At 70.0% G+C, this 25,561-nt stretch carries 24 protein-coding genes; 12 read left to right on the plus strand and 12 right to left on the minus strand.

From position 1 onward, the window contains the following. Window positions 1-94: 94 nt before the first annotated feature. Window positions 95-658 carry an HdeD family acid-resistance protein gene (locus ACFSDF_RS01285; RefSeq protein ID WP_167000826.1) on the plus strand — a complete coding sequence of 188 codons (564 nt, stop codon included), beginning with the start codon at window positions 95-97 and terminating at the stop codon, window positions 656-658. A gap of 74 nt (window positions 659-732) precedes the next feature. Here ACFSDF_RS01285 and ACFSDF_RS01290 read toward each other — a convergent pair whose 3' ends face one another. From ACFSDF_RS01290 to ACFSDF_RS01305, 4 genes are all read right to left on the minus strand, one after another. Further along, window positions 733-2,013, minus strand: coding sequence for a cytochrome P450 (locus ACFSDF_RS01290; protein ID WP_167000828.1), 1,281 nt, complete (start codon window positions 2,011-2,013; stop codon window positions 733-735). Between the two features lie 54 nt (window positions 2,014-2,067). Beyond that, window positions 2,068-2,445, minus strand: a complete 378-nt coding sequence (locus ACFSDF_RS01295) for a DUF488 domain-containing protein (protein WP_377155767.1) — start codon at window positions 2,443-2,445, stop codon at window positions 2,068-2,070. Between the two features lie 146 nt (window positions 2,446-2,591). After that, complete coding sequence (locus tag ACFSDF_RS01300) at window positions 2,592-5,366, minus strand: ExeM/NucH family extracellular endonuclease (RefSeq protein ID WP_377155769.1); 2,775 nt, start codon at window positions 5,364-5,366, stop codon at window positions 2,592-2,594. A gap of 20 nt (window positions 5,367-5,386) precedes the next feature. Then, on the minus strand, window positions 5,387-7,756 hold the full coding sequence (locus ACFSDF_RS01305) for a bifunctional metallophosphatase/5'-nucleotidase (protein WP_377155771.1): 2,370 nt from the start codon (window positions 7,754-7,756) through the stop codon (window positions 5,387-5,389). A gap of 134 nt (window positions 7,757-7,890) precedes the next feature. On the opposite strand from ACFSDF_RS01305, the gene ACFSDF_RS01310 reads away from it, so the two are divergent. Together ACFSDF_RS01310 and ACFSDF_RS01315 are read left to right on the plus strand one after the other, a co-directional pair. Next, window positions 7,891-8,520: an IMPACT family protein gene (locus ACFSDF_RS01310; RefSeq protein WP_377155773.1), complete on the plus strand. Its 630-nt coding sequence runs from the start codon at window positions 7,891-7,893 to the stop codon at window positions 8,518-8,520. A gap of 17 nt (window positions 8,521-8,537) precedes the next feature. After that, entirely contained in the window at window positions 8,538-8,750 is a 213-nt protein-coding gene (locus tag ACFSDF_RS01315; protein ID WP_377155775.1) for a PLD nuclease N-terminal domain-containing protein, read from the plus strand. Window positions 8,751-8,765: 15 nt separating this feature from the next. Here the strand turns inward: ACFSDF_RS01315 and ACFSDF_RS01320 are convergent, their stop codons facing one another. Further along, complete coding sequence (locus ACFSDF_RS01320; protein ID WP_167000837.1) at window positions 8,766-9,296, minus strand: TetR/AcrR family transcriptional regulator; 531 nt, start codon at window positions 9,294-9,296, stop codon at window positions 8,766-8,768. A 184-nt stretch (window positions 9,297-9,480) separates the two neighbouring features. On the opposite strand from ACFSDF_RS01320, the gene ACFSDF_RS01325 reads away from it, so the two are divergent. The 4 genes from ACFSDF_RS01325 to ACFSDF_RS01340 all read left to right on the plus strand — a co-directional run bounded on the left by ACFSDF_RS01325 (window position 9,481) and on the right by ACFSDF_RS01340 (window position 14,509). Further along, entirely contained in the window at window positions 9,481-11,016 is a 1,536-nt protein-coding gene (locus tag ACFSDF_RS01325; protein WP_377155777.1) for an MFS transporter, read from the plus strand. A 313-nt stretch (window positions 11,017-11,329) separates the two neighbouring features. Then, a complete protein-coding gene (locus tag ACFSDF_RS01330; protein WP_167000841.1) occupies window positions 11,330-12,178 on the plus strand; it encodes a purine-nucleoside phosphorylase in 849 nt (282 codons plus the stop codon). Window positions 12,179-12,203: 25 nt separating this feature from the next. Next, window positions 12,204-13,709: a purine-cytosine permease family protein gene (locus ACFSDF_RS01335; RefSeq protein WP_377155779.1), complete on the plus strand. Its 1,506-nt coding sequence runs from the start codon at window positions 12,204-12,206 to the stop codon at window positions 13,707-13,709. Continuing rightward, window positions 13,706-14,509 carry an NmrA family NAD(P)-binding protein gene (locus ACFSDF_RS01340; protein ID WP_377155782.1) on the plus strand — a complete coding sequence of 268 codons (804 nt, stop codon included), beginning with the start codon at window positions 13,706-13,708 and terminating at the stop codon, window positions 14,507-14,509. Before ACFSDF_RS01335 ends, ACFSDF_RS01340 begins: the two co-directional genes overlap by 4 nt. Before the next feature lie 5 nt (window positions 14,510-14,514). On the opposite strand, the gene ACFSDF_RS01345 is transcribed toward ACFSDF_RS01340, so the two are convergent. The 4 genes from ACFSDF_RS01345 to ACFSDF_RS01360 all read right to left on the minus strand — a co-directional run bounded on the left by ACFSDF_RS01345 (window position 14,515) and on the right by ACFSDF_RS01360 (window position 17,664). Then, window positions 14,515-15,822 (minus strand): hypothetical protein, encoded by a 1,308-nt coding sequence (locus ACFSDF_RS01345; protein ID WP_167000844.1) that lies wholly within the window; start codon window positions 15,820-15,822, stop codon window positions 14,515-14,517. Then, a complete protein-coding gene (locus ACFSDF_RS01350) occupies window positions 15,819-16,427 on the minus strand; it encodes an RNA polymerase sigma factor (protein WP_167000847.1) in 609 nt (202 codons plus the stop codon). The genes ACFSDF_RS01345 and ACFSDF_RS01350 overlap by 4 nt, the downstream gene beginning before the upstream one ends. 131 nt (window positions 16,428-16,558) lie before the next feature. Further along, entirely contained in the window at window positions 16,559-17,260 is a 702-nt protein-coding gene (locus ACFSDF_RS01355; protein ID WP_377155784.1) for an aminotransferase-like domain-containing protein, read from the minus strand. After that, window positions 17,257-17,664, minus strand: coding sequence for a hypothetical protein (locus ACFSDF_RS01360; protein ID WP_377155786.1), 408 nt, complete (start codon window positions 17,662-17,664; stop codon window positions 17,257-17,259). Before ACFSDF_RS01360 ends, ACFSDF_RS01355 begins: the two co-directional genes overlap by 4 nt. Here ACFSDF_RS01360 and ACFSDF_RS01365 point away from each other — a divergent pair. Both ACFSDF_RS01365 and ACFSDF_RS01370 read left to right on the plus strand, forming a co-directional pair. Further along, complete coding sequence (locus ACFSDF_RS01365) at window positions 17,602-18,360, plus strand: hypothetical protein (RefSeq protein ID WP_377156125.1); 759 nt, start codon at window positions 17,602-17,604, stop codon at window positions 18,358-18,360. The two genes, ACFSDF_RS01360 and ACFSDF_RS01365, sit on opposite strands and share 63 nt — an antisense overlap. Next, a complete protein-coding gene (locus tag ACFSDF_RS01370; RefSeq protein WP_377155788.1) occupies window positions 18,357-19,418 on the plus strand; it encodes a hypothetical protein in 1,062 nt (353 codons plus the stop codon). The genes ACFSDF_RS01365 and ACFSDF_RS01370 overlap by 4 nt, the downstream gene beginning before the upstream one ends. Window positions 19,419-19,511: 93 nt before the next feature. On the opposite strand, the gene ACFSDF_RS01375 is transcribed toward ACFSDF_RS01370, so the two are convergent. After that, the gene (locus ACFSDF_RS01375) at window positions 19,512-20,036 is read right to left on the minus strand and encodes a gamma carbonic anhydrase family protein (protein ID WP_167000853.1); all 525 of its coding nucleotides are present in this window, start codon (window positions 20,034-20,036) and stop codon (window positions 19,512-19,514) included. 31 nt (window positions 20,037-20,067) lie between these two features. After that, the gene (locus tag ACFSDF_RS01380) at window positions 20,068-20,619 is read right to left on the minus strand and encodes an SACE_7040 family transcriptional regulator (protein WP_167249553.1); all 552 of its coding nucleotides are present in this window, start codon (window positions 20,617-20,619) and stop codon (window positions 20,068-20,070) included. A 434-nt stretch (window positions 20,620-21,053) separates the two neighbouring features. Between ACFSDF_RS01380 and ACFSDF_RS01385 the strand changes: the two genes are divergently transcribed. After that, window positions 21,054-22,016, plus strand: coding sequence for a helix-turn-helix transcriptional regulator (locus ACFSDF_RS01385; RefSeq protein WP_167249551.1), 963 nt, complete (start codon window positions 21,054-21,056; stop codon window positions 22,014-22,016). Here the strand turns inward: ACFSDF_RS01385 and ACFSDF_RS01390 are convergent. Then, on the minus strand, window positions 22,013-22,702 hold the full coding sequence (locus ACFSDF_RS01390) for a DUF1275 family protein (protein WP_377155791.1): 690 nt from the start codon (window positions 22,700-22,702) through the stop codon (window positions 22,013-22,015). The two genes, ACFSDF_RS01385 and ACFSDF_RS01390, sit on opposite strands and share 4 nt — an antisense overlap. 107 nt (window positions 22,703-22,809) lie before the next feature. On the opposite strand from ACFSDF_RS01390, the gene ACFSDF_RS01395 reads away from it, so the two are divergent. Together ACFSDF_RS01395 and ACFSDF_RS01400 are read left to right on the plus strand one after the other, a co-directional pair. Further along, window positions 22,810-23,778 carry a zinc-binding dehydrogenase gene (locus ACFSDF_RS01395; protein ID WP_377155792.1) on the plus strand — a complete coding sequence of 323 codons (969 nt, stop codon included), beginning with the start codon at window positions 22,810-22,812 and terminating at the stop codon, window positions 23,776-23,778. A 217-nt stretch (window positions 23,779-23,995) separates the two neighbouring features. Next, the gene (locus tag ACFSDF_RS01400; RefSeq protein WP_377155794.1) at window positions 23,996-25,558 is read left to right on the plus strand and encodes an acyl-CoA carboxylase subunit beta; all 1,563 of its coding nucleotides are present in this window, start codon (window positions 23,996-23,998) and stop codon (window positions 25,556-25,558) included. Window positions 25,559-25,561 lie beyond the last annotated feature (3 nt).

Consider the following 25,561-nt stretch of genomic DNA (forward strand, 5'->3'; position numbering starts at 1 on the left):
CCCCTCGCACCTGCGCGCCGCGTCCCCGCGTGTCTCGCTCACCACGGTCGTTGGGCCCCCTAGTGTGCGGATCAAGGCGAACCAGGGGGAAGCCATGACCGATCTTGCCGGGACCATCACCGCAGCCACGAAGTCGGCGTGGTGGATCGTCGTCATCCGAGGCGTCGTCGCGATCGCCTTCGGCATCCTCGCGCTGGTCTATCCGGAGTCCACCGCGAAGGCGATCGTCATCGTCTTCGGCATCTGGGCGCTCGCCGACGGCGTCATGGCGCTCGTCAGCATCTTCACCGGGGGCGGACGCGCGTGGGGATGGCTGCTCCTCGAGGGCGTGCTCGGCATCGCGGCTGGCATCATCGCGTTCCGTGACCCGGCGATCACGGTGTTCGCGCTCGTCCTGGTCATCGCGTTCTGGTCGCTGATGATCGGCGTGCTCGAGATCTCCGGCGCCCTCCAGCTGCGTCAGGTCCCCGGCAGCGGTTGGGGATGGCTCCTCGCGGCGGGCATCGCCTCACTGCTCTTCGGCATCCTCCTCATCGCCAACCCCGACATCGGCGCGGCGACGTTGCTCGTGCTGATCGGCATCTACGCGCTGGTGATCGGCGTCTTCTGGCTGATCGGCGCGTTCATGTTCCGCAAGGAGGTCAAGCAGCTCGCCTGAGCGGGCCCACAGACGCCAACGCCCCACGTTGCGACCAGGGCCGTGGGGCGTTGTGCTGGGTGCGAGCGCAGGCGTCAGCCGTACAGGCGGACCGGCATCGACTCCACGCCGTACACGATCGAGCGCTGGCGGAACGCCAGGTCGGCGGAGTCGCACGCGAGCGTCATCTCGGGGAAGCGGCGGAACAACTTCGGGTACGCCGCGCGCAGCTCCATGCGGGCCAGCTCCGCTCCGACGCAACGGTGGAACCCATAGCCGAACGTGATGTGCGAGACGGGCCAGTCGCGGTGCGGGTTGAAGTTCTCGAGGTCGGGCCCGCCGGTGCGGTGGTCGCGGTTGGCGCCCGACAAGGAGCAGACGACCGCATCACCCTTCGAGATCTGCTCGCCGAACAGCGCGTGGTCGTGCTTGGCGAACCTCGGGAAGGCGATCTGCACGACCGTGAGGTAGCGCAGCATCTCCTCGACGACGGGGTCGGCGAACGTCTCGTCCGCGATGAGGCGACGACGAGACTCGTGATCGTTCATCAGCACCATGGCGCCGAGGGCGATCGTGCTCGCGGTCGTCTCGTGGCCGCCGGTGAATGCGCCGTCGGCGAGCCCGCCGAGGTCGTAGTCGGAGATCCCGTCACCGACCTCTTCGATGATCTTGCCGATCAGACCGTCGCCGGGCGCGTCACGCTGTGCCTTGGTGGCGTTCATGAGGAACGTGCGCGACTCGGAGATCGCACCGAAGCTCGCGGCGCCACCTCCGGAGACGTCGAAGCGTGCCGAGCCGAGTGCGAAGAACTCCTCGCGAGACTCGTCGGGAAGACCGAGCAGCTCGCAGATGACGAGGAACGGGACGGCGAAGGCGAAGTCGGCCATGAGGTCGACCTCCGGCCCCTTCTCCTCCATCACGTCGAGCTGGTGCTCGATGATCTCGTCGATCTTGGGCGTGAGGCGGGCGAGGCGCCGCATCGTGAACTCCGGCGTGAGGAGCTTGCGCAGGCGCGTGTGGTCGGGTGGGTCGGTGAACCCGAGACCGCCGATGTCACCGTCAGCAGCGCCGACTTCGCCGACGAGCGGCCGGATGTCGTTGCTGTACGAGGTGCGGTCGGCTAGCACGGCCTGCGCCTCGGCGTGGCCGGTGACGAGCCAGATGTTCATCCCGAGGAGGCTCGCGAGCTTCTTCACGGGGGTCTCGGCACGGGTCTTCGCGAGGGGGGCGACAGGGTCGAGCCCGTCGCGGCGCAGCGGCATCAGCCAGCGGTTGGGGACGAAGGTGAGCTTCGAGAGATCGATGCCGTCCTTCTGTGACCGCAGGACAGTCCGTTGCGCGACCCACGTGAGCAGGTCCGTTGTCATCTTGCGCATAGTCCGACCAGACTAACCGCAGGGGAGTCCGCTGAAGCCCTCGCTCCGGTGATTTCAGGGATGACCCTGAGCACCCTCAGGGAGCAGGTCGATGAGGATGGGGACGGCGCTGCGCTCGAGGGGCTTCGTGGCAGTGAGCAGCGTGAGGTCGTGGCCGTCTGCGCGTTCTCGCAGGGCCTGCAGCGCCGCCCGTCCTGCTGGCGAATCGAGCTCGGCGCGGTATCGGCGGGCGAACTCCTCGTATGCGAGGCCCTCGTGGTGCAGCGCGCGCCGCAGCTCGGTGCTTGGTGCAACGTCCTTGTCCCACGCGGTCAGGTCGAGCTCGTCCTTGCGGAGGCCGCGCGGCCACAGGCGGTCAACGAGAACCCGCATGCCGTCGTCGTCCGAGGGTGGGTCGTACGCGCGTCTGCCTTGGATCCGCAGCGGTCCCATCACCTCAGTCAGCCACAGGCGCCGCCGACGCGCAGGCGGTGGTCTCGACAGGCTCGACCGGCGGTGGGTCTCGACAGGCTCGACCGGCGGTGGGTCTCGACAGGCTCGACCGTCGCTGGTTGAGCCTGTCGAAACCCCCAGACCCGTCAGAACCCGAGGACGCGCGCCGTCACCGTGGTCTCCGAGGCCGCATGGGTCGCGTCGCCGGAATAGCGGACGGTGAGCTGGTGCGTCCCAGGCTTGAGCGCCTTCGCCGGGAGCGCGACGACGGTTACGCCACGCACGAGCCGCTGGCTGGCGAGGACCGTGTCGCCCTTGAGCACCTCGACCGTTCCCGTGGCTCGCGGCTTGACCTGCGCGGCGATGATCGGGCCGAACAGCGGCGAGACCCCCGGTGTCGCGACGGCGCTCAGCGTCGTCGGCGTGAGCTGCTCTTCGAGCGCGATCCCGACGAGCGCCGGGTCGTGGTCGCTGGAGCGGAACGCGCTCTCGTCGTAGAAGTCCGTCGCGTTGCCGTGGTAGCGGCTGTACTCGTACGCGATCGGCTCCATGGCGTTGATCGCCCACACCCCCATGCCGGTGATGTCCTGCGCCGCGGCGGGCGACGCGAACACGTGGTCGAGCGAGCCGATCTCGCCCTCGAACTGGTACGTCTCCGCCGTCTCGTACTCCTCCTCGAGATCGACGTAGCCCGCCTCGCGCAGGACCGTGATCGGGTCCTCCTTCGAGTACGCGTTGAGGTCGCCGGTGAGATAGACCTTCTCGGTGCCTGAGGCGGCCTTGACCGTGTCGGCGAACGCGACGAGCGACTGTGCCTGCTGGACCCGCTCGGCGTTGCCCGCACCCTGGTCGGGATCAGGCGTGCCCGAACGCTTCGACTTGAAGTGGTTGACGATCGCGACGAAGCGGTCGGCCTCCCCACCTGCGACCGGCTGGAATGCCTGCGCGAGAGGCTCGCGGGCGTCCGCGAACGCCGCATCGCCGACGAGCACGGTCGACTCACCGACGGCCTCGACTACGGCCGGCTTGTAGATGAAGGCTGTACGGATGAAGTCCTGCTCGTCCAGCGCCGGGAGCGTGGCCGGCGACGGGACGAACGCCCAGGTGCCCGCGCCAGCGTCGGCGTTGAGCGCCTCGGTCAGGGCGGCGAGCGCGGTGTCACGGTCCTGGCCGTAGTACTTCGCGGAGTTCTCGATCTCCTCGAGCGACACCACGTCGGCATCGAGCGTGTTGATCGCCTCGACGATCTTGGCCTGCTGGCGGGCGAAGCTCGCGTCGTCGGCCGCACCGCGCGGGCCGGCGTTGCCGGGGCACTCGTCGACCGTCGTCGGAAGGCCGTCGCGATCGAGGAAGTAGATGCACTCGATGCCCGTGGCCGCCTTGTAGTCCTCGCCGGTGGTCGTGAAGTAGTTGAGGACGTTGAACGCCGCCAACTTCACGTCGCCGCCGACCTGCGGCGGGGCTGCGGGACGCTCGGCGCCGCTGAACATGGCCGGGAGCACGTCGTTGGCGTCGTCGGCGGTCAGCTGGGCCGTCGGCTGAAGCTTCCAGGCGTTGTTGCGGTAGTCGAGGACGACGTCCTTCGTGAACGTCGCCGCGGCTCCCACCCGGATTGTCGTGTCGGCGTCGATCCACGGCATCGGCGTGAACCGTCCGCCGCCGGTGTAGTTGATCGACGAGCCGTCGTCGAGGGTGATCCGCTTGGTCGCGTTCTCCGCCTTCACAGCCTGGGAGGCCGTCCCCGGAGCGGCGATCTCGGTCGGGACGTACAGCGGCGAGTCGCCCGCGGCGAGCCCGACCTCGGCGAAGGTGTTGGTCGTGTAGTTGTTCGTCACGGTGAACGTGCCCGACGGGGCGACGAGCATGCCCTCGAGCGTCTCGCGGTCGGCATCGCCGAGCGGGAGCGCGAGCGCGGTCGCCTTGACGGCCTCGGCCGGCTCCGAGAGGACCTCGACGTCTGCCGCGGCGGGCGTGATCTGGGTGAGTCCGTTGAACTCGACGATCGGACCCGTGATCTTGACGTGGTCGCCCTTCGCGACCTTGGCGACCGCGGCGCTGCCGAAGACGAAGAGCCCGTCGGAGGCACCCGGGGTGGCGTCGGTCTCGCCGCCGCTGCCCGCGGTCTGCAGGTAGAAGCCGTTGAAGCCGCCGGTCTTGTACGCCGCGGTGACCACGCCCTGCGTGATCACGGTGTCGCCGACGTACGGGCTGGCGACCCCCGTGCCCTGGATCGCGGCGATCGTCCGCTCGACGACCGGGTTGGGGCCGGGGACGCACGCCTCGCCGCACGCGGTCGGCGTCGGGGCGCCGGTCGTGAAGTCGACACTGTTGTTGTCGGCGTCCTCACCGCCCGTACGGTTCAGCGAGGCGGTGACCGAGTAGCCGTCGGCCTTCGGCGCGGTCTCTGACGTGTTGGACACGCCGTACCCGAGCACGTCGACCACGGCAGGGTCGGCGAGCACGGTCGCGCCGTCACCGGTGAGCGTGGCGTCGGAGGTCGAGAGCGCGAGTGTGCCGCCATTGGCGTTGCCCGAGAATGCGATCGTCGACGCCGCGTCGGGCGTCGGCAGCGGAGCGCCGTTGGTCGAGTTGGCGTTGCCGCTCACGAGGTAGTGACCACCCGCGGGGATCGTCCCCGACAACGCGATCTTGCCGGTGAAGTTGCCGGTGGACGAGTACGAGCGGTATTGCACCGTCCACCCGTCGACCTCGATCTCCTCACCGGTCGGGTTGTGGAGCTCGACGAACTTGTTGAGGTACGTCGCGCCGGCGCTGCCGCCGTTGAGGTAGGACTCGTTGATCACGAGGTGGTCGGCGGGCGCGGCCACAGCCGGTGCGCCGACGGCGGCCAGCGTGCCGGCCGCGAGGGCGACAGCGGCCGCGAGCGCGGCAGGCCGTAGCCGAAGGAGGTGCGGGCTCATGCGGGTTCTCCTCGCTGTCGTCAGCGTCCGAGGACGCGGACGGTCTTCACGGTCTCGGACGGCTTGTGCTTACCGTCGCCGCCGTACCGGATGGTGAGGGTGTGCGTCCCCGGCTTGAGGGCACGGCCACCGAGCGCGATCACCGTGTGACCGGCGAGCAGCTTGCCGGAGCCGAATGCTTTCCCGCTGGCGTCAAGCACCTGCACGGTGCCGGTCGCGCCACGCGGGCTCACGCGAGCGACCACGATCGGGCCGAACAGCGGGGAGAGGCCCGGGGTGGCCACGGCATCGATGGTCGTGGCGATCTTGCCCTTGACCACCGTGACGGGGAGCGACACGACCGTGCCGGTCGGCTGCGCGGTCAAGGTGAGCATCGCCGCCCCGGCTGCGAGCCCCGCGGGCACGGTGAACGTGACGGTCGCCGTACCGTTCGAGACCGGGAAGCTCCCGACCTCGGTCTCGCCGACCTTCGCGGTCAGCGTGGTGTTCTGCGGGCTGTCGAGCGACGTGAGGTCGAGCTTGGAGACCGTGAAGGTGGTCGGCTCCCCCGTCGTCAGGGTCGTCGGAGCATCCGTGGTCACCGTCGAGCGTCGGGCGAACGACGGGGCGACGGGCGACTTGTCCTCGAGGTACGAGATCCAGGCCTCGCGATCGACCAGCCCGGAGTCCTTCGGCGCTGCACCCTCCTTGAACACGTGGAAGTTGTCCTGGCCGGTGACGAGGAAGGCGAACGTCCCGACGCGGTAGTCCTTGGCGAGGTCGATCGGCTCGCCGTCGATCGTGACCGAGTCGATGACGCCCTTCTTGCGCGGGTTGCCTGCCGGGTCCGGCGGGACGGCCGGGTCGTCGACCTCGTGGTAGGTGTACGAGACGTTGTCGGAGAGCCCGAGCTGGAGGTATGCGCGGGAGGGCACGGCGCCGTTGACGTCGCGCTGCCACTGCTGCTCGAGCAGCCGCACGAACTGCTCACCCGTCAGCGTGACGGACGAGAGGTTGTTGGCGAAAGGCAGGACGGAGTTGGCCTCGGCGAAGGTGACGACGCCGTCGGTGTTCGCCGGGTTGGTGCTCGTGTCACCGGCATAGAACAGCTCCGCGCGAAGGCCGCCGGGGTTGGCGATGCCGATCTCGGCGTTGCCGCCCTGGTCGTTCGCCAGGCTGTCACGCAGCGCGTTGGCGACGAGGTTGCCGAGGGTGGACTCGGAGGCGCGGTCGTCGCGCACGCCGGTCGCTCCCGGCGTGGGGTGCGTGTAGACGCCGTCCTGGTAGGTGCCGCCGATGAGAGCGGTCGTGATGTCGTTGCTGACGGTCGCGACCGGTCGGTTGCCGACGGCCGCCGAGTTGGCGATCGCGGTGTCCACGATGGTCTTCACCGCAGCGACCCGCGGGTACTGGGCGACGAGGTCGGCGTCTGCCGTCGTGGTGCGGGCGACGACCGACCGGGTGTGCGCGACGACCTCGTCTGTCGCGGTGTCGTACGTGATCTCGACCTTCGCGACGCCCTCGCCGTAGTTGCCGGACTGCACCAGCGGGCGCGTGCCCGTACCGCCGGGGATCGGCGCGTCGTAGGCATAGCGCTGATGGGTGTGTCCGGTGAAGATCGCGTCGACGGCCGCCGTGGTGTCGTTGACCATGTGCGCGAAGACGGGGCTTGCCGCGACCTGCTGGTCGAGCGTGGCCGCGGAGTCGGAGAGCGGTGCGCCCTCGTGATAGCTGGCGATGATCAGGTCGGCCTCGCCGTTGGCGTCGTCACCGTCCTTGAGCTCGCCCGCGACGCGGTTGACGGCCTCGACGGGGTCGCCGAAGTCGAGGTCGGCGATGCCGTCCGCGCTGACGAGGGACCTGGTCTCCTCGGTCACCACGCCGACGATCGCGACGTCGACGCCGTTGACCGTGTACTCGGCGTACTCGGGGAGGGCGGGGTCTTCGGTGCCCTTGTCGTAGACGTTGGCGCCCAGGAAGACCGGCGTGCCGAAGCGGTTCTGGCCCATCCGCGGGATGACGCGGCCCGTGAGGTCGGCGAAGCCCTGGTCGAACTCGTGGTTGCCGACGGCGGAGTTGTCGAGCTGCAGGGCCTTGAGGACATCGATGGTCGGGTTGTCCTGGTCGACGGCCGAGGCGAAGAGCGAGGCGCCGATGTTGTCGCCGGCGGCGACGAAGACGGTGCTGTCCTCTCCGCCGGCGGCCCGCAGCTGCTCGACCGTGCCCGCGAACTTCACGGTGTTGGCGTCGATCCGGCCATGGAAGTCGTTGATGCCGAGGAAGGTCAGCGTGACCTCGTCCTCAGGAGCCGCAGATGCCGCGGGAACGACGGACAGCGGAGCCGCGACCAGCGCGGCCGTAGCGGCGAGAAGAGTGGTCCGCCGCAGGAGAGTACGGTGTCTGGGTCGCATCTAGGGGCTCCTCAGAGAGACGTGATCCGCTGACCATAGCGAGCAGAGGTGTCGAGCGCTGCCGCAAACTATGACGGTTCGACCACGTTTAGATGTCAACAATTGGCTTTTCGGACAGGCTGGCAGGAGGTCCTGTGGCGCCCGACCACTATCTGGTGCCCGCTCGTGACGCCGAGGCCACGATCGAGGTCAAGGGTTCGCGGTTCCTGGGCTGGGTCCGGCGGGTCGATTCCGAGGACGAGGCGCGGGCGTACGTGGCTGTGGCGAGGCGCGAGTTCTTCGACGCCCGGCACCACTGCTCGGCGTTCGTCATCGGGCCTGACGGCTCGCTCCAGCGCAGCAACGACGACGGGGAGCCGAGCGGGACCGCCGGTGCTCCGATGCTCGAGGTGCTGGTGCGCCGGGAGGTCCGTGACGTCGTCGCGGTGGTCACGCGGTGGTTCGGCGGGACGCTGCTCGGGGCCGGAGGGCTGGTCCGCGCGTACTCCGAGACGACCGCGGCGGCGCTCGACGCCGCAGGGGTGCTGCGCCGCGAGCGTCGCGTGCTCGTCACCGTCGAGGTCGCCCACGCCGATGCGGGCAAGGTCGAGAACGAGCTGCGTGCGCGAGGTGCCGAGGTGGTCGGCGTGGCGTACGAGGCGAATGCCGTACGGCTCCGTGTCGCCGCGTGGCCGGATGCGGTCGTGTCCCTCCGGGAGCAGGTTGCCGCCCTCACCCGCGGAGCCGGGGAGATCGTGGTCGGCGACTCGGTGTGGATGCCGTGAGTCGGTACGGTCGGGGCATGGCTCAGAAGCAGTGGTCCGACCTGACACCGCCCCAACGGCGCGCGGTCATCGCGCTCGGCGCCGTCGAGGTCGTCCTCACCACGGCGGCGCTCGTCAGCCTCGCGCGCACGCCGGCCGAGCGCATACGAGGCCCTAAGGCAGGCTGGGTGGGCGGGTGCTTCGTCCAGCCCGTCGGGCCGATCGCCTACTTCCTCGTCGGTCGCCGCTGACCGGCCACCGACGGGTCAGAGCGCGTCGAGGCGGCCGAGCACGTCGCGTACGTGGTCGAGCGAGCGCTTGTGCGCGAGACCTGTCGTGTCGTCGAAGTAGAGCCCGTCGCCGATGAGCTGCACCGTACGGGCGAGCGCGTCGTCGCCGTAGTGCTCGGCGAGCACGGCGAACCACCCGTTTCGCAGCTCCGCGAGCGTCTCTCGGGCCCGGACGTCGTCCTGGGCGAGGCGTGATGCGGCGATCAGCCCGCGGTCGAAGGCTGACCCGGTGTCGACGGAGGTTTCGAGGTAGTAGCGGACCGGACCCTGCGGCGCGTCCTTCATCGTGAGGACGTCGGCGCGACCCTGCTCCCGGAGCCGGTCGAGCATCGCGTCGGCCATCGCGTCCTTGCTCGGGAAGTGATAGAGCAAGCCGCCCTTGGAGACCTCGGCCCGCGCGGCGACGGCGTCGAGCGTTGCGATCTTGACGCCCCCCTCCACGAGGAGCATCTCGAAGGCGTCGAGGATGCGGTCGCGGGTAGTCGCGCCGTCGTTGCGGGCGGGCATGCGAGCACTCTAGCGAGGTCGTCCTTGCCGCTCGTCCCACCCGTCTGCCGATGCCGTGGTGGCGCAGAACACCACAAATCGGCTTGAGTGGGAAGAAACGCGCACTGTACCGTCTGGACGGGAACAACTGTACCGGCTGGACGGTTAAGTCCCACGTACATCCGAGACCTCGCCCGGGGGAGACATGAGCACCAGCACCACGCCGCGCCACGTGGCGTCCACTCCTGCGCGCGCCGGCTGGCGCCAGTGGGCGGCGCTGGGCGTCCTCATGCTCCCCGTCCTCATGGTGAGCATGGACAACACCGTGCTCAGCTTCGCGCTGCCCGACATCAGCTCCTCGCTGCACCCGTCCGGCACCGCGCTGCTGTGGGTCGTCGACATCTACGCCCTGATGCTGGCGGGTCTGCTCGTCGCGATGGGGTCGCTCGGTGACCGCGTCGGTCGGCGTCGCCTGCTCATCTTCGGCGCGCTCGGGTTCGGTGCCGTGTCGTTCTTCGCCGCGCAGGCGACCGACATCTCCCAGCTCGTCGTCGCGCGCGCCCTGCTCGGCGTGTTCGGGGCGACGCTGATGCCGTCGACCCTGTCGCTGCTGCGCAACATCTTCGTCGACCGCCAGCAGCGTCGGCTCGCGATCGCGGTGTGGGCCGCTGGCTTCTCCGCGGGCGCGGCGCTCGGCCCCGTCCTCGGCGGCTGGCTGCTCGAGCACTTCACCTGGGGCTCGGTGTTCCTCATCAACCTGCCGGTCGTGGCGCTGCTCGTCCCGCTTGCGCTGTGGCTCGTCCCGGAGTCGCGCGACCCGAACCCGGGCCCGATCGACCCGCTCAGCATCGTGCTGTCGATGACGACGATGCTGCCGATCGTGTACGCCATCAAGTCGTACGCGGAGCACGGCCTCACGGGTACGGTCGCGTGGTCCGTCGCGCTCGGCGTCGCGAGCATCGTGGTGTTCGTACGGCGCCAGCTCGTCCGTGAGCACCCGCTGGTCGACGTCCGGCTCTTCTCCAACCGGGTCTTCTCCGGTGCACTGGTGGCGAACATGCTGAGCCTGATGGGCTTGACCGGTTTCCTCTACTTCGGCGCGCAGTTCCTGCAGCTCGTGGTCGGGCTCGAGCCGATGGACGCCTCGCTCGTGCTCGTGCCGGGCCTGGTCGGGACCATCGTCGCCGGCCTGACGGCCGTCCGGCTCGTCCCGATCTTCGGGGTACGCGCGGTGGTGACCGCCAGCTTTGGGCTGTCGGCGGCCGGCTACGCGATCGCCACCTTCGTCGGTGAGGTCCCGACGGTCTGGTCGATCGCGGTGGCGTTCCTCGTGCTCGGCATCGGCATCGGGTTCGCGGAGACCCTGACCAACGACGTGGTCGTGTCGAGCGTGCCGGCGGAGAAGGCCGGTGCGGCGTCTGCGCTCTCGGAGACCGCGTACGAGATCGGCGCCGTGCTTGGGACCGCCGTGCTCGGTGGCATCCTCACCGCGACCTACCGTGCGGAGGTCTCCGTACCGCCGCTGGCGGGGACCGAGGCGCAGCGCGAGGCCGCCGGCCAGACGCTCGGCGGCGCGATGGACCTCGCGTCGAAGATCCCGGCGCAGGTCGGTGACTGGCTCGTGGAGTCGGCGCACCTCGCGTTCGACCACGCGGTGCAGGCGACGACGTCCCTGGCGATCGTCATCGCGCTCGGCGCTGCGCTCGTCTCGTGGTTCACCCTGCGCGACGCGGAGCGCTGACTCGCCCGCGGTTTGCCGTGCCAGCGTGGCAAACCCTCGGCGGCAGGGTGGACGCGGACGGGCCCCGGGAGGATGCCTCCCGGGGCCCGCTCGTGTGAGGGATCAGATCAGTTGATCTTGATCGTCATCGAGGACTTGTCGTACCCGACGTACGAGCGGTGGCGGTCCGCGTCGCCCCAACATGGAGAGGATGCGGGGGCGCGTCTAGACCGCAAGTGCTGTTGATTTCAAAGCGTTTGGATGAAGATCTTCGGGGGTGCCGAAGTCATCCGCACCACTCCCCGTACGGTCCTCGCCGTGCCAGGATGCCTTCATGCGCGACGCGCTCCTGCAGGAGGAACGGGCCCGCGAGGCGGCGAGGTGGATCGCCGCCGCGAGCGGGGTGCCGGTGCACCATGCCGTCGTCGTGCTCGGGTCCGGCTGGGGCGGCGCGCGCGAAGCGATCGGCGAGCCGACGTGGGTCGTGCCGAGCGCCACCGTCCCCGGATTCCTCGCGCCGGTCGCCCCTGGTCATGCCGGGGAGATCGCCTCGGTGCCGCTGCGTACGGACCACGGAGCATCCACCCGTGTGCTGGTCCTGAGCGGGCGGACCCACCTGTACGAGGGGCACGGCGCCGGGCCGGTCGTCCATGGGGTGCGGACCGCGGCCGCGACCGGCGCACGGACGTGCATCCTCACGAACGCCAACGGCTGCCTGTGGCCGGAGTGGCCGACCGGGACGGGCGTCCTGATCGCGGACCACCTCAACCTCGCCGGCATGTCGCCGCTGGCCGGGGGCACCTTCGTGGATCTCACCGACTGCTGGTCCGCACGGCTTCGGGCGGTCGCACGCAGTCTCGACATCGCGCTCGTCGAGGGGACGTACGCGGTGATGCGCGGTCCGGAGTACCAGACGCTCGCCGAGCTGCGGGCGCTGCGCGCGCTCGGCGCGGACGTCGTCGGCATGTCCTCCGTCCTTGAGGCGATCGCCGCGCGCGCCGCCGGGATGGAGCTGCTCGGCATGTCGGTGGTGACGACCAACGAGCTCGACGACGACGGCAACCGTCTCCTGGTGACCGACCCCGATGCGGTCGTCGTCGCCGCCACGCAGGCCGCGTCCGGTCTCGGGAGCACGATCCACAGCATCCTTGCCGCGACCCTCCTCGCGACAACCCCAGCCTAGGCAGCACCCCTCACAAGGAGAGCCGATGACCATGGAACCGCCGTCGCGTCACCCTGAGCCCGTCCCCGGGGCGGGCCCGGTCAGCGCACCCACCAGCGCGATCGAGGCCAACGGCATCAACGTGATCGACGAGTCCGAGCGCAAGGGCACGCCGCGCTCGCTGTTCTGGCCGTGGTGCGCGTCCAACATCTCGGTCTTCGGCGTCGCGTACGGGGCATACTTCCTCGACTTTGGCGTCTCGTTTTGGCAGGCGTTGATCGCGGGCCTACTCGGCACCGTGATCTCGTTCCTGCTGGTCGGGATCGTCTCGATCGCGGGCAAGCGAGGCTCGGCGCCGACGATGGTGCTGTCGCGTGCGTCGTTCGGCGTACGGGGCAACGCGCTGCCGAGCGCGGTGTCGTACGTGTTGCTGGTCGGCTGGGAGACGGTGCTCGTCGCCCTCGCGGCCCTGGCCAGCGCGTCGGTGATCGAGGAGCTCGGAGGAGGCGGGGGCGACGGCGCGCGCATCCTCGGGTTCGTGCTCACGGCGGCCGTGGTGATCGGTGCCGGCATCCTCGGGTTCGACACGATCATGAAGCTGCAGGTGTGGATCACGATCGCGACAGCCGTGCTCACCGTCGGCTACGTGATCCTCACGTTCGAGCACGTCGACTGGGACGTCGTGACCTCGCTGCCGTCGGGTGACGCCGCGGCCGTGATCGGACTCGCGATCTTCGCGACCGCGGGGTTCGGGATCAGCTGGGTGAACTCCGGCGCCGACTACTCGCGCTACCTGCCGCGTACGGCGTCGGCCGGCGGTGTCGTGCTGTGGACGACGGTCGGCGGAGCGATCGCGCCAGTGTTCCTCGTCCTGTACGGCCTTCTGCTCGCGGGGTCGGACCCGGCGCTGCTGGCGGCACTGCGTGCCGACCCGATCGGTACGCTCGTCACGCTGCTGCCGACCTGGTATCTCGTGCCGTTCTTCCTCGTCGCGCTGGCCGGTCTCGTCGGCGGCGCGGTGCTCGACATCTACTCGTCCGGGCTCGCGCTGCTCACGCTCGGGCTCAAGACGCCGCGCTGGGTCGCCGCCGGGATCGACGGCGTGATCATGGTGCTCGGGGCGATCTACTTCCTGTGGTTCGCCGACGACTTCTTCGGGCCGTTCCAGGGGTTCCTCATCACGCTGGCCGTGCCGATCGCGGCGTGGGCGGGGATCTTCATCGCCGACGTCGCGCTGCGGCGCCGCAACTACGCCGCGCTCGACCTGTACGACCCGCGCGGGCGCTACGGCGCGTGGAACGTCGCGACGGTCGTGTGGTTCCTGCTCGCGGTGGTTGTCGGGTGGGGCATGGTGAAGAACACGCGGGCGGAGTGGCTGTCGTGGCAGGGCTACCTCCTCGGGCCGCTCGGACTCGGCGGCAAGGAGGGCGAGTGGGCGTACGCGAACCTCGGCGTCGTCGCGGCGCTCGCGATCGGGTTCGTCGGCTATCTGCTCACCGGACGCGGCCAGGTTGCGCGCCAGGAGGCGTTGCCGGGGCCCGGGCGCCGATGAGGGTCGCCGTCACGGGGGCGAGCGGGAACGTCGGCGCGCACGTCGTCTCGGTGCTCGCGGCGTCGGGCGCGGACGAGGTGGTGCCGCTGTCGCGCCGCGGTCCGGTCCGTGCGGACTACGACGACCCGGCTTCGCTTCGTACGGCGCTGGCGGGCGTGGACACGCTCGTGTTCGTCTCCAGCGACGGCGAGGCGGCACGGATGATGACGCACCACGCGAACGTCGTCCGCGCCGTCGTCGAAGCCGAGGTCGCTCACGTCGTCTACCTGTCTGGTCTCGACGCGGACCTGGCGTCGCCGTTCTGCTACGCGTACACGAACGGGACCACCGAGGGGCTGCTCGCCCGTACAGGGTGCGCGGTGTCTGTGGCGCGCGCGTCGCTGTTCACGGAGTTCTTCGGCGGGTTCCTCGAGCGGGCCCGCGAGACGGGCGAGCTGCGGCTGCCGGCGGGCGACGCACGGGTGTCCCTTGTCTCGCGTGCGGACGTGGCCCGGTGCCTCGCCGCGCTCGCCCTCCGGCCACCCACGGGCCGACCCCATGACGTGACGGGACCGGCCGCACTCTCGATGTCGGAGGTCGCCGCGGTCGCCGGACGTGCATGGGACGGGCCCGTCTCGTACATCGACGCGGACGAGGCCGCCTTCGTCGCGGAGCTCGCGCTCGCACGCGAGTCGCCGTGGTGGACGTACGCGTACGCGTCGCTGTTCGCCTCGATCCGCGAAGGGCGTTGGGCAGCCGTGTCCGACGAGGTCCGGCTCCTCACCGGTCGCGCACCCGCCTCTCTCGCGTCCGCGTTGTGACGGCATCACCAGGGCGTCTGAGGGCACTCTCGTACGACGGTGAGGAAGGCGGCTTCGGGAGGTAGATCCGCGTAGGGCGACCAGGGGGGCCGCTCGCTCATGTAGTCGCTGATGTACTCCTGCCGCGACGGCGGCTTCGACGTGTCGTACCCGAACCCGGCGATGCACGTGCGCATGCGCACCTGATGGTCGTACAGCTCGCCGGCACGTTCCGGCGTCATGGGGACATCGACGGGTGACGGCCCGAGTCGCCCCTCGCAAGCAGCCTGATCGGCGTGGAACTGGTCGGCCTGATCTTGGGGAAGATCTGCCAGCGCGATCCCGTCCTGGAGGTAGTCGACTCGGACGCCCCAGCCGTGCTCGGTGAGGCATGACGCGACGTCGTCCAGCCACGCGTCCATCGCTTCGCGAATGCTCGGGATGGCCGTCGGCGTCGTCGCGGGTGCACGCGGGGCTGGGTTCGTTGTGCGCTTCTCAGGCTCGGCGCGTGGGGGGAGGTCCTGGACCACCTCAGTGGTGAGGAGCGTGGAATAGCTAGGGCGATCGACGCCGTCGTCGTGAGAAACGCTCTGGAACCCGAGGAACGCCCCCGTTGCCCGATCGAATGCGAGCTGCGTCTCGTAGTCGCCCTCCGCCCGCGCGACGATCACAGCCCGGTACCCATGGAAGTCGGTGCGGTCCGAGACGATCCGGACGCCATCGACCTGGGTGAGGGCTTCGAAGAGCCTGGCCCTGAAGGCACTGGGCGTCTCGGCCGCCGCGAGGGTCTCGATCGCGCGCTCGAAGGCGGCCTCGGCGCCGCGGAGGTCGCCGTTGTCGCGGCCCAGCCACGTGAGCAGCTCGCCGGTGCTGACGTCGGGATCGTCCATGATCGCTGGGCGCTCGAGCCGTCGACGCGTGACGTCGCCGGCGGGGTTGCGGAAGACCACGTGACCCTGTCCTGCCCCGGGAACCCAGTGCTCTTGCAACGTCACCTTCTCCGCGTCCGCTGACCAGCGCGTCGTCTCGCTGGTCACGTGCACCCACTCGCCCTCGCTCGGCTGGGGAGCCGTCGCCTCCGCGCTCACCGCGCGCTGGAGCACGGCGACCGCGGTGACCTCGGTGTCGCGGTCGCCAACGAGGGCGGAGGAGAGCAGGAGCGTGGCCAGGGCGAAGGTGACTGCGGCGCCGATGAGCACGCGACGACCACGTCGTCGACGAGGCGTCGCGACGGCGAGCGTGTGGCGCAGGAGGCGTCGGCGCGCTCGCCGGAGGCTGAGGGCATCCGCCTCGACGTCCGACCGCATCTGCTCGAGGAGCTGCATCTCGTTCATCGGGTCTCACCTGCCTCCGCCGCCGTCGGTTTTACGTCCAGCTGTTCTCGCAAGAGTCTTCGGGCGCGATGGAGCCGTGACTTCACGGTGCCGACCGGGATCTCGAGCGCGGAAGCGACCTCGTCCTGGCCGAGCTGGGCCCACGCGATGAGCAGGAGTACGTCGCGATCGCCGGTGGAGAGCTCGGCCAACGCACCAGCGAGGTCTCGAAAGGAGCGATCGGCGTCCATCCGATCTGCCGCGGCATCCTCGAACTCGAGAGTGGCAGCAGGCGTTCCTTCCCGCTGCAGAGTACGAAGGAATCGCACCTCGTCACGGTGTCGACGCGCGATCAGATTGCTGGCGATCCCGTACAACCATGGGCGAGCACTTGTCGCGCCCGGGTCAAAGGAAGCGCGACGCTCCAGAGCCACGACGAAGACGTCTCCGAGTGCGTCTTCGGCATCGTGCGGACCGAGTCGGCGAGTCAGGTAGCGCAAGAGGCTGGGAGCGTGCCGGTCGAAGACCTCGGAGAGCGCTGCAGGCTTGCTGACAGACGCCGCGAACAACGCGGCATCCGTCGCGCCGGGCTGCCTGAAGAAGTCGTCGAAGAACGTCACACCCATAGTTGCCCGATCCCGCCGGTGTGGTTCACGGCGAGCACGATCATGCCCTTCCCGTCCGCGTTGTGAAAGGAACCTGACCGAATCGCGGGTCGAGAACGGTCAGGTTCCTTTCACAACGCGGACGGGGGGCGTCAGCCTGCGGCGGCGGTGCGCTCCGTCGCGAGGAGCCACGCGACCGCTGACTGCTCGAAGCGCAGCCCGCTCGTCGCGATCCGGACGTGGCGGCGCCCTTCCTCACCGGCCGCGACGTCCGTCCCGATCCCGACCCGGATCCCCGCAGCGCCGAGGCGTCGTACGGTGTCGGCCGCGTCGTGGACCCGTACCCACACCGCGAGTCCCTCGACCCCCGGCACCGCGACACCGTGCCTGCGCAGAGCACGACCGAGCGCGTGCCACCGGTGGGCGTACCGCCAGCGGGCCCGCGCCACGGTCTCGGCGACCCCCGGGTCGCGCAGCATCAGCGACAGGGTCCGCTGGGCCAGCAGCGACGGGAACGAGCCCGTGACGTCCTGGCGGGCGCGAAGCCGGTCGACCACAGGGGCAGAGCCGGCGAGCAGCGCCATCCGGATCCGCGGTCCGTGCGACCGCTGGTAGTCCCGCACCAGCACCGTCTGACCCGGCAGCCATCCTCCGAGTGATGCTGCCGGGCTCGTCGCGAGCGCGGCAGCGCTGTCCTCCTCGACGACGAGCACGTCGCGGTCCACGAGCACCGACGCGAGCGCGTACGCGCGCTGCTCGGTGACGACGTGCGCGAGCGGGTCGGCCATCCGCGGCTGCATGACGACCAGCGACGGGCGTACGGCCATCGCGCGTTCGACCTCCTCAGGGATCATCCCCGCGGCGTCGCACGGGACACGCACGATCTGCGCCCGGTGCGCCGCGAGCACAGCGACGGTCTCGGGCGAGCACGCCGACTCGACGAGCACCCGGTCACCCGATGCGACGACGAGCGTGACGATCTGCGCCAGCGCGTCCGAGAATCCGCGCGCAACGGCCAGGGCCTCGGGGACGAACGGCCACGACGCGTGCACATCCTGCGCGAGGGCGCGACGAGGTCGAGGCGCGCGACGCCCGCGTCCTCGTTCGCCGCAGCGGGCGCTGGGCCGGGCGAGACGGACGCGCCGAGGTTGCGGACGTACGTGCCGTTGCGGCCGTCGGAGCGGATCAGGCGGTGGTGGCGCAGCAGCGTCCACGCGGTCGCGACCGTGGTCGCGCCGACGTGCAGCGCGGCGGCCACCGCCCGGACGGTCGGGAGCCGGGTGCCGTCGGGGAGGCGCCCCTGCTCGAGCAGCCGATGGGCTTCTTCCCGTTCACCGGCACGGCGGCGTACCTCAGCGAGATCGCGTCGGTCACCGACCTCGCCTACCCGTACAAGTCGAGCGACGGCAAGAACCTGGGCCCGCAGGTTCCGGACCAGAACATGCCCGAGCCGTACGACAAGGACACCTGGACGCTCGCCGACCAGGTCGAGTACGGCGAGATCGCCGCGTACGCCGGCATGGAGTACACCGCGCAGAACGGCGAGAAGCTGCTCTACGACAACCTGTATGCGACGCCGGAGCGGTACCTGAAGAACGGTGTCGCCTCGGGCGTCCAGGCGTACGTGATCGATGCCGATCAGCGTGATCCGTACGCGGTGTACGAGATGCTCCAGTCGCTCGAGCGGACCAAGGTCGAGATCGACCGGGCGGCGGCACCGTTCACGGTGGGCGACAAGCAGTACGCCGCGGGGTCGTACGTCATCCAGACTCACCAGCCGCGCGGCAACTGGGTGGACCAGGTGCTCGGAACCGACAAGTACCCGGTCGACGAGCTCCCCTACGCCGAGGCGACGACCATTCTGCCGCTCGAGCTCGGCGTCGTCGTCGACGCGGTCAAGGAGCCGGTCGAGGCCAGGTCGAGCGGGTCGAGTCCGTCGAGGTGCCGGAGGTGACGATGCCGGCGGTGCCGGGCGCGTCCGGGGCGTACCTCGTACGGCCCGAGTCGTACGGCACGATCCAGATGACCGCTGCGCTGCAGAAGTCGAACATCACGACCTTCCGTACGAGTGCGGAGTTCAAGGACGGCAGCACGTCGTACCCGGCGGGCACGTACGTGGTCCCGGCGACGCCGCAGGCGCGCTCGGTGCTCGCGACGGCGTCCAAGAAGGTCGGGGTGCCGGTCGCCGCGGCCGCGGAAGCGCCGAAGGTCAAGGGCGTCCAGCTCAAGCCGCGTACGCGGGTCGGTCTGTTCCGCGGCATCAACAACATGCCCGGTGGCTGGGACATGTGGACGATGGACCAGTACGGCATCAACTACGAGGTCGTCGGAGCGCAGGACTTCCAGAGCGGCAAGCTCATCGACGTGTACGACACGATCGTCCTGCCGCAGGGCATCACGAAGGCGCGGATCGTCGACGGGCTCGACCAGACGAAGTACGACGAGGAGTTCGCCTGGGCGTACGGCGTCGGGGAGGCCGGCTGGAAGAAGCTGCAGCAGTTCGTCAAGCAGGGCGGCACGCTGCTCGCGATCGGCTCGTCGGTCGCCACGGTGAAGGAGCTGATGGACCTGCCGATCGAGCCCGCACTGCCGACCGACCGCACCAAGTTCGCCACCGGCGGCAGCCTGCTGAACCAGAAGTTCGACAACACCGACATGGTCGCGTGGGGCATGCCGGAGAAGTGGCCGGTGTGGCTCTACAACACGCAGGCGTGGACGCCGACCGGCAAGAAGGCCGACGTCGTGTCCTCATACCCGGAGTCGGACGTGCTCGCGAGCGGCTGCCTCAAGGGTGAGGAGCACATCACGGGCGAGGCCAATGTCGTGTCGTTCGACATCGGCAAGGGCAAGGTCGTGACGTACGGGTCGGAGATCACGTTCCGCTCGCTGATGCGCTCGACGTACAACCTGCTCTACAACGCGGTGTACGGCGGCCCGGCGGCGGAGGTGAACAAGACGCAGCTGCGTCAGCTGAAGCCCGCCTTCTCCGCGAACGGCACGCTGCTGCAGTAGCGGAGCCGTAAGTCAGATGGTTGAGCCGTAAGTCAGATGGTTGAGCCTGTCGAAACCCGGGTTTCGACAGGCTCAACCATCGACGGGGTCTGCTCAGTCCGCCGCGCGGTGCAGATCGGAGAGGTGCAGGTAGGCCTTCGCGTTGCGCGTGAGGCCCGCACGCTCCTCGTCGCTGAGCGCGCGCCGCACCTTGCCCGGGACGCCGGCGACCAGCGAGCCGGGTGGGATGTCGGCGTTCTCGAGCACGACCGCCCCGGCGGCGACCATCGAGCCCGCGCCGATCCGCGCACCGTTGAGCACGACCGCACCCATGCCGATGAGGCTGTCGTCCTCGACGGTGCACCCGTGCAGCACCGCGCGATGACCCACCGAGACGCCGCTGCCGAGCGTGAGCGGCTTGTCGGTGTCGACGTGGAAGACACAGCCGTCCTGGACGTTGCTGCGCTCGCCGATGGTGATCGGGGCGTTGTCGGCTCGCAGCACCGCGCCGTACCAGACGCTCGCCTGCGGCCCGAGCGTCACGGCTCCCGTGAGGACGGCCGTCGGAGCGACGTACGAGGTGGGATCGAGGTCAGGGCTGGTCCCGCCGATGGTGCGGAGCAGAGGTGCGTCGGTCATGGACCCGATCGTGCCACGGGTCACACGAGGCTCATCCGAGGAGGGCGCGGCGTGCCATCTGCGTGAGGAGCTCGGTCATCGCGTCCTCGGAGATCCGTGCGCTGTGGGGCGTGGAGTTGAGGAGACCGAAGGTGGCCTGGACGGCGGCGCGGGCCGTGCGCTGGTCCAGCTCGGGCCGCAACGCGCGCAGCACCTCGACCCACGCGTCGACGTAGTCGAGCTGCAGCTCGCGGACCGTCGTACGGCTGCTCGGGTCGAGGTTGGTCCACTCGCGCTCCTGCACGACGATCAGCGCCGGGTTGGTGAGCGCGAAGTCGATGTGGAACGCGACGAGTGAGTCGAGCGCGTCCTTCGGGTCGGCAGCCGCGGCGAGGCGTGCGCGTCCTCCGTGCTGCAGGGTCTTGCTGATCCCGACGAGCATGTCGGCGAGGATCGCGTCTTTGCCGGCGAAGTGGCGGTAGAGCGCCGGGCCGGAGATGCCGCACGCGGCGCCGATGTCGTGGACCGAGACACCGTGGAAGCCTCGCTCGGCGAAGAGCGTCGCGGCGGTACGGAGGATCTGCTCCTGACGAGTCGTGGCCACGTGGTCATGCTAGGTCTCGACAAGGCTCGACCGGCGGGAAGGGGCGCGCTCGACCGGCGGGAAGGGGCGCGCTCGACCGGCGGGAAGGGGCGCGCTCGACCGGCGGGAAGGGGCGCGCTCGACCGGCGGGCACATAAAAAGCGGCCGGCGGGGGTGCCGCCGGCCGCTGGTGCCCGTGAGCGGTCTCGGGTCCGCTCACGAACGGGTCCCCTCCGCGTCACGGGGGCCGCGCGGAGGAGATCGGGGTGCTACAGGAAGAAATCTGCCATGAATTCACCGCGATGGGAATGGCATAATGCTGCCGTGTCGCATATACGACACCCTTGTACGGCCTCGAGGTCTCGGATTGGGAGGAATTCACGCAAACCCCTCCCTGCTCGAGGGTGGGGCGTGGAACGATCCGCCCAGCGTCAGGACGGATAAGGAGGTCACGCGTGCTCGAGATCCTTGGGCTCGCTCCCGACGAGTACGACCTCTATCGGGTCCTCGTCGAGACAGCGAGCGCCACCCCTGCACAGCTCGCCTCGATCCTCGGCGTCGATGTCGAGGACGTGACCGCCTACCTCGCCTCCCTCGAGCAGCGTGGGCTCGTCGGTCGCCACGTCAACGGCGACAACGAGCACTTCACCGCCTCGCCGCCGACCGTTGCGATCGGCTCCCTCATCGTCGAGCGTCAGCGCTGGCTGCGACGCGCCGAGATCGAGCTCGAGCGCCTCAACGAGCTCTATCGCAAGGCCGCCGACGAACGTACGGCCTCCGACCTTGTCGATCTCGTCCCCGGACGGCGGGCCGGCATGCACCGGGTCGCCCAGCTCCTGCGCGCCGCGCGGCGCGAGGTCCGGCTGACCGTACGCACCACCAAGCTGACCTCGCCGGAGTACGACTTCGCCGAGGAGCGGCGTGGCGTCGAGCGCGGTGTGCGCTTCCGGGTGCTCGCCGAGCGTGGCGTGCTCGACCGGCCGAACGTGCTCACCGACTTCCACGACGGCCAGGGCATCGACGTCCGTCTCGCCTCCGCGCTCCCGTCTCGGCTGCTCATCGTCGACTCCGAGGTCGCGATGGTGCCGGTGATGGCCTCGCCCGACGACCTCTCGGGCGGTGCGCTGATCGTCCACCGCAGTGGGATCCTCGACAGTCTCATCGCGCTCTTCGAGGGGCTGTGGGCCGCCGGCACTCCCCTGCTCGAGAGCGCGCCGGAGTCCTCCGAAGATCTCGACGACACCGACGCGCGGATCCTGCGCCTTCTCAACGCGGGCCTCACCGACCACAAGGTCTCCAACCAGCTCGGCCTGTCCGCGCGTACGGTCCAGCGCCGGATGAGCCGGCTCATGGAGCGCGCCGGTGTCGAGACCCGCCTGCAGCTCGGGGTGGCGGCGAAGCAGCGCGGCTGGCTCTAGGCGTTCGTCCGGCGGCTGATCTGCCAACCGGCTGCGATCACGACGAGCAGGACCGCCAGCTGGAACACCGGCGCCGCCGGGCGCGCCAGGCTGACGAGCGCGGCACCGATCGCGGCGCCTACCACCAGGGCGGTCAGGAGTCGCGCGGACCGACCCAGGCCACGGGGTCGGCGGTCCGAGGCGAGTGTGACGACGAGGGTGGTGAGCGTCCCGGTCAGGTAGGTGCTCGACAGGCCGCTCACGCCGAACCGCAGGATCGCGCTGGCCTGGATGCCGAGGCCTGCCGCGCAGAGCGCGAGCAGCGGCAGGATCCATGCGCCGTGCGGATCGCTGTCCAGCAGCCACCAGCCGACGGCGTACGCGGCGAGGAGGCCGAGCTCGGCCAGGAGGGCGACCGTGACCGCCGGCGGCCACGCCCCGTCGTCGCCACGGGGCCGACCCGCCACGCGCGTGCCGACGGCCACCCCCACGACGTACGCGACGATCGCGGTCGCGACCGCGCCGAGCGCCGCGGCCTCGCGAGAGCCGATGGCGACCCCGACGAGGACGAGGTTCCCGGTCATCACCGACGTGAACGCGCTGCCCAGCGCGAGGAAGCTGATCGCGTCCGTCGCGCCGCTCAGCACCGCGAGCCCCACGACCGCGCGGTCGCGGGCCTGCTCGCCGGGAACGACATCCGTCGACATGGCGTCGAACGTACGCGCGTGGAGAGTACTTCGCGGGTCGCCCTTGACCTCAAGTGGACTTGAGGATCGAGACTCGGACCACGCGACCCGAGGGCGAAGGAGATCCGATGCGAGCGGTGCAGGTCAGCAGGTACGGCGGTCCCGAGGTGCTGGAGGTCGTCGACCTCCCCGTGCCCGATCCGGGCGAAGGAGAGGTCGGGATCGAGGTGACGGTCGCCGACGTGATCTTCCTCGACACGTTGCTCCGACGCGGTGCGGGCGAGCAGTGGGGCATGGCGGTGCCGTACGTCCCTGGTGGTGCGGTGGCAGGCACGGTCCGGACGGTTGGCGCGGGCGTCGATGAGCGCTGGGTCGGTCGGCGGGTGCTTGCGCGTACGGGCACGCAAGGGGCCTCCGCGGAGTACGCGGTGGCGTCTGCCGAGCTTGTCGTCGCGCTCGACGACGACGTCGCCGATGCCGATGCGGCCGCGCTCTCACGCGACGCGGTGACCGCGCTCCGGATGCTCGACGTGACACGTGTCGGTGTGGGAGACCGGGTGCTCATCAACGCGGCTGCCGGTGGCGCGGGTGCGCTCCTCGTGCAGGCGGCGCTCGCTCGTGGCGCGACGGTCGTCGGGGCGGCGCGGGGTGAGCGCAAGCTCGCGCTCGTACGCGACCTCGGTGCCGAGGCAGTCGACTACACGCTCGCCGGGTGGACTGACAAGGCTGTCGCCGCGTTCGGCGGCGAGCGGCCGACCGTGCTGCTCGAGGGTGCCGGTGGGACGCCAGGACAGGAGGCGTTCACGGTGCTCGCGGACGGCGGGCGGCTCGTCGCGTACGGGGCAGCGGGCGGGTTCTTGGAGCCGGACCCGGACGAGGTGCGGCGACGGGGGTTGCAGGCGGACGGCATCGCGGGGGTCCAGCTCGCGAACGATGCCGTCCGTGAGCTGATGGGCGACGCGCTCGCGCTGCTGCGTGAGGGCTTCTGGGCGCCGGTGGTCCGCCAGCGGTACGGGCTCGAGGGAGTCGCGGACGCGCACCGCGGGCTGGAGGAGCGGACGGCGATCGCGAAGTCGCTGATCGAGGTGGTCGAGTAGTGCGGGACATCCACCGAACGGTGGAGGCGCGAATCAACCCCGGATCAGACGCTGCGGTCGATGTGGCGGGGTGCGGCATGTTGCTATCGACGACGTCTCTTTCAGCGTTGAACAGGGGGAGATCTTTCGGCGGTAGCCGAGGGCTACCGCCGTCGCCTGCTCACGTGACGACCCCGGGTGGTGGTGCGGGAGGTTAACAACCGTTAACATCACCTTCATGCACCCCACCGGCATGCGTGAGCTCGTCGCCGAGCTCCGCGAACGCCTCGCCGTCGCGCGCTCGGGCGGCTCCGAACGCGCCCGCGCGAAGCACGAGAAGCGCGGCAAGCTCTTCGTCCGCGACCGCGTCGACCGTCTCCTCGACCCCGGCTCGCCGTTCCTCGAGATCGCGCCGCTCGCGGCGTACGGGATGTACGGGGTTTCGACAGGCTCAACCAGCGACCCGTACGCCGTCCCGAGCGCGGGCGTCGTCGCCGGCATCGGCCGTGTGTCCGGTCGCGAGTGCATGGTCGTCGCGAACGACGCGACCGTCAAGGGCGGCACGTACTACCCGATGACGGTCAAGAAGCACCTCCGCGCGCAGACGATCGCCGCCGAGAACCGCCTCCCCTGTCTCTATCTCGTCGACTCCGGCGGCGCGTTCCTGCCGATGCAGGACGAGGTGTTCCCCGACCGCGAGCACTTCGGGCGCATTTTCTACCACCAGGCGCAGATGTCCGCGCAGGGCATCCCGCAGGTCGCGGCCGTGATGGGCTCGTGCACCGCCGGCGGGGCGTACGTCCCGGCGATGAGCGACGAGACCGTCATCGTGCGCGACCAGGGCACGATCTTCCTCGGCGGCCCGCCGCTGGTGAAGGCGGCGACGGGCGAGGTGGTCACGGCCGAGGAGCTCGGTGGCGGCGAGGTGCACGCGCGCCGCTCCGGTGTCGTCGACCACCTCGCCGACGACGACGCGCACGCGCTGGCGATCGTGCGCAGCATCGTCGCGACCTTTGAGCGCCGCACCCCGCCGAGCCTCGAGCGCACGGAGGTCGTCGAGCCGCTGGAGGACCCCGAGACCCTGTACGACGTGGTGCCGACCGACTCGCGCACCCCGTACGACGTGCGTGACGTGATCCGGCGCGTGGTCGACGGCTCGACGTTCCACGAGTTCAAGCCGCTGTACGGCGAGACGCTCGTGTGCGCGTTCGCCCGGATCTGGGGCTTCCCGGTCGCGATCGTCGCCAACAACGGCATCCTCTTCTCGGAGTCGTCGCTCAAGGGTGCGCACTTCATCGAGCTGGCGAACCAGCGCGGGGTGCCGCTCGTCTTCCTCCAGAACATCACCGGGTTCATGGTTGGGCGCGAGTACGAGAACGGCGGGATCGCCAAGGACGGCGCCAAGCTCGTCACTGCGGTCGCGTCGTCGGTCGTGCCACGGTTCACGGTCGTGATCGGCGGCTCGTACGGGGCCGGCAACTACGGCATGTCCGGGCGCGCGTACGACCCGCGCTTCCTGTGGATGTGGCCCAACGCCAAGATCTCGGTGATGGGTGGCGAGCAGGCGGCATCCGTCCTCGCGACGGTGCGCGGCTTCGACTCGCCCGACGACGAAGAGGCGTTCAAGGCGCCGATCCGGGCGCAGTACGAGGTGCAGGGCTCGGCGTACTACTCGACCGCGCGTCTGTGGGACGACGGCATCATCGACCCCGCTGACACCCGGCGCGTGCTTGGCATGGCGCTGCAGGCGTCGTCGAACGCGCCGATCCCTGAACCCCACTACGGCATCTTCCGGATGTGAGTG

This window comes from Mumia zhuanghuii (assembly GCF_042681565.1).
Classification (GTDB): Bacteria; Actinomycetota; Actinomycetes; order Propionibacteriales; family Nocardioidaceae; genus Mumia.

Coding starts and splice junctions, on each gene's coding strand:
- ACFSDF_RS01335 (WP_377155779.1), top strand. CDS start 12,204: ATGACCATGGAACCGCCGTCGCGTCACCCTGAGCCCGTCCCCGGGGCG.
- ACFSDF_RS01350 (WP_167000847.1), bottom strand. CDS start 16,427: ATGGGTGTGACGTTCTTCGACGACTTCTTCAGGCAGCCCGGCGCGACG.
- ACFSDF_RS01330 (WP_167000841.1), top strand. CDS start 11,330: ATGCGCGACGCGCTCCTGCAGGAGGAACGGGCCCGCGAGGCGGCGAGG.
- ACFSDF_RS01300 (WP_377155769.1), bottom strand. CDS start 5,366: ATGAGCCCGCACCTCCTTCGGCTACGGCCTGCCGCGCTCGCGGCCGCT.
- ACFSDF_RS01340 (WP_377155782.1), top strand. CDS start 13,706: ATGAGGGTCGCCGTCACGGGGGCGAGCGGGAACGTCGGCGCGCACGTC.
- ACFSDF_RS01355 (WP_377155784.1), bottom strand. CDS start 17,260: ATGATCCCTGAGGAGGTCGAACGCGCGATGGCCGTACGCCCGTCGCTG.
- ACFSDF_RS01400 (WP_377155794.1), top strand. CDS start 23,996: ATGCACCCCACCGGCATGCGTGAGCTCGTCGCCGAGCTCCGCGAACGC.
- ACFSDF_RS01305 (WP_377155771.1), bottom strand. CDS start 7,756: ATGCGACCCAGACACCGTACTCTCCTGCGGCGGACCACTCTTCTCGCC.
- ACFSDF_RS01290 (WP_167000828.1), bottom strand. CDS start 2,013: ATGCGCAAGATGACAACGGACCTGCTCACGTGGGTCGCGCAACGGACT.
- ACFSDF_RS01325 (WP_377155777.1), top strand. CDS start 9,481: ATGAGCACCAGCACCACGCCGCGCCACGTGGCGTCCACTCCTGCGCGC.
- ACFSDF_RS01315 (WP_377155775.1), top strand. CDS start 8,538: ATGGCTCAGAAGCAGTGGTCCGACCTGACACCGCCCCAACGGCGCGCG.
- ACFSDF_RS01395 (WP_377155792.1), top strand. CDS start 22,810: ATGCGAGCGGTGCAGGTCAGCAGGTACGGCGGTCCCGAGGTGCTGGAG.
- ACFSDF_RS01375 (WP_167000853.1), bottom strand. CDS start 20,036: ATGACCGACGCACCTCTGCTCCGCACCATCGGCGGGACCAGCCCTGAC.
- ACFSDF_RS01345 (WP_167000844.1), bottom strand. CDS start 15,822: ATGAACGAGATGCAGCTCCTCGAGCAGATGCGGTCGGACGTCGAGGCG.
- ACFSDF_RS01390 (WP_377155791.1), bottom strand. CDS start 22,702: ATGTCGACGGATGTCGTTCCCGGCGAGCAGGCCCGCGACCGCGCGGTC.
- ACFSDF_RS01320 (WP_167000837.1), bottom strand. CDS start 9,296: ATGCCCGCCCGCAACGACGGCGCGACTACCCGCGACCGCATCCTCGAC.
- ACFSDF_RS01285 (WP_167000826.1), top strand. CDS start 95: ATGACCGATCTTGCCGGGACCATCACCGCAGCCACGAAGTCGGCGTGG.
- ACFSDF_RS01295 (WP_377155767.1), bottom strand. CDS start 2,445: ATGGGACCGCTGCGGATCCAAGGCAGACGCGCGTACGACCCACCCTCG.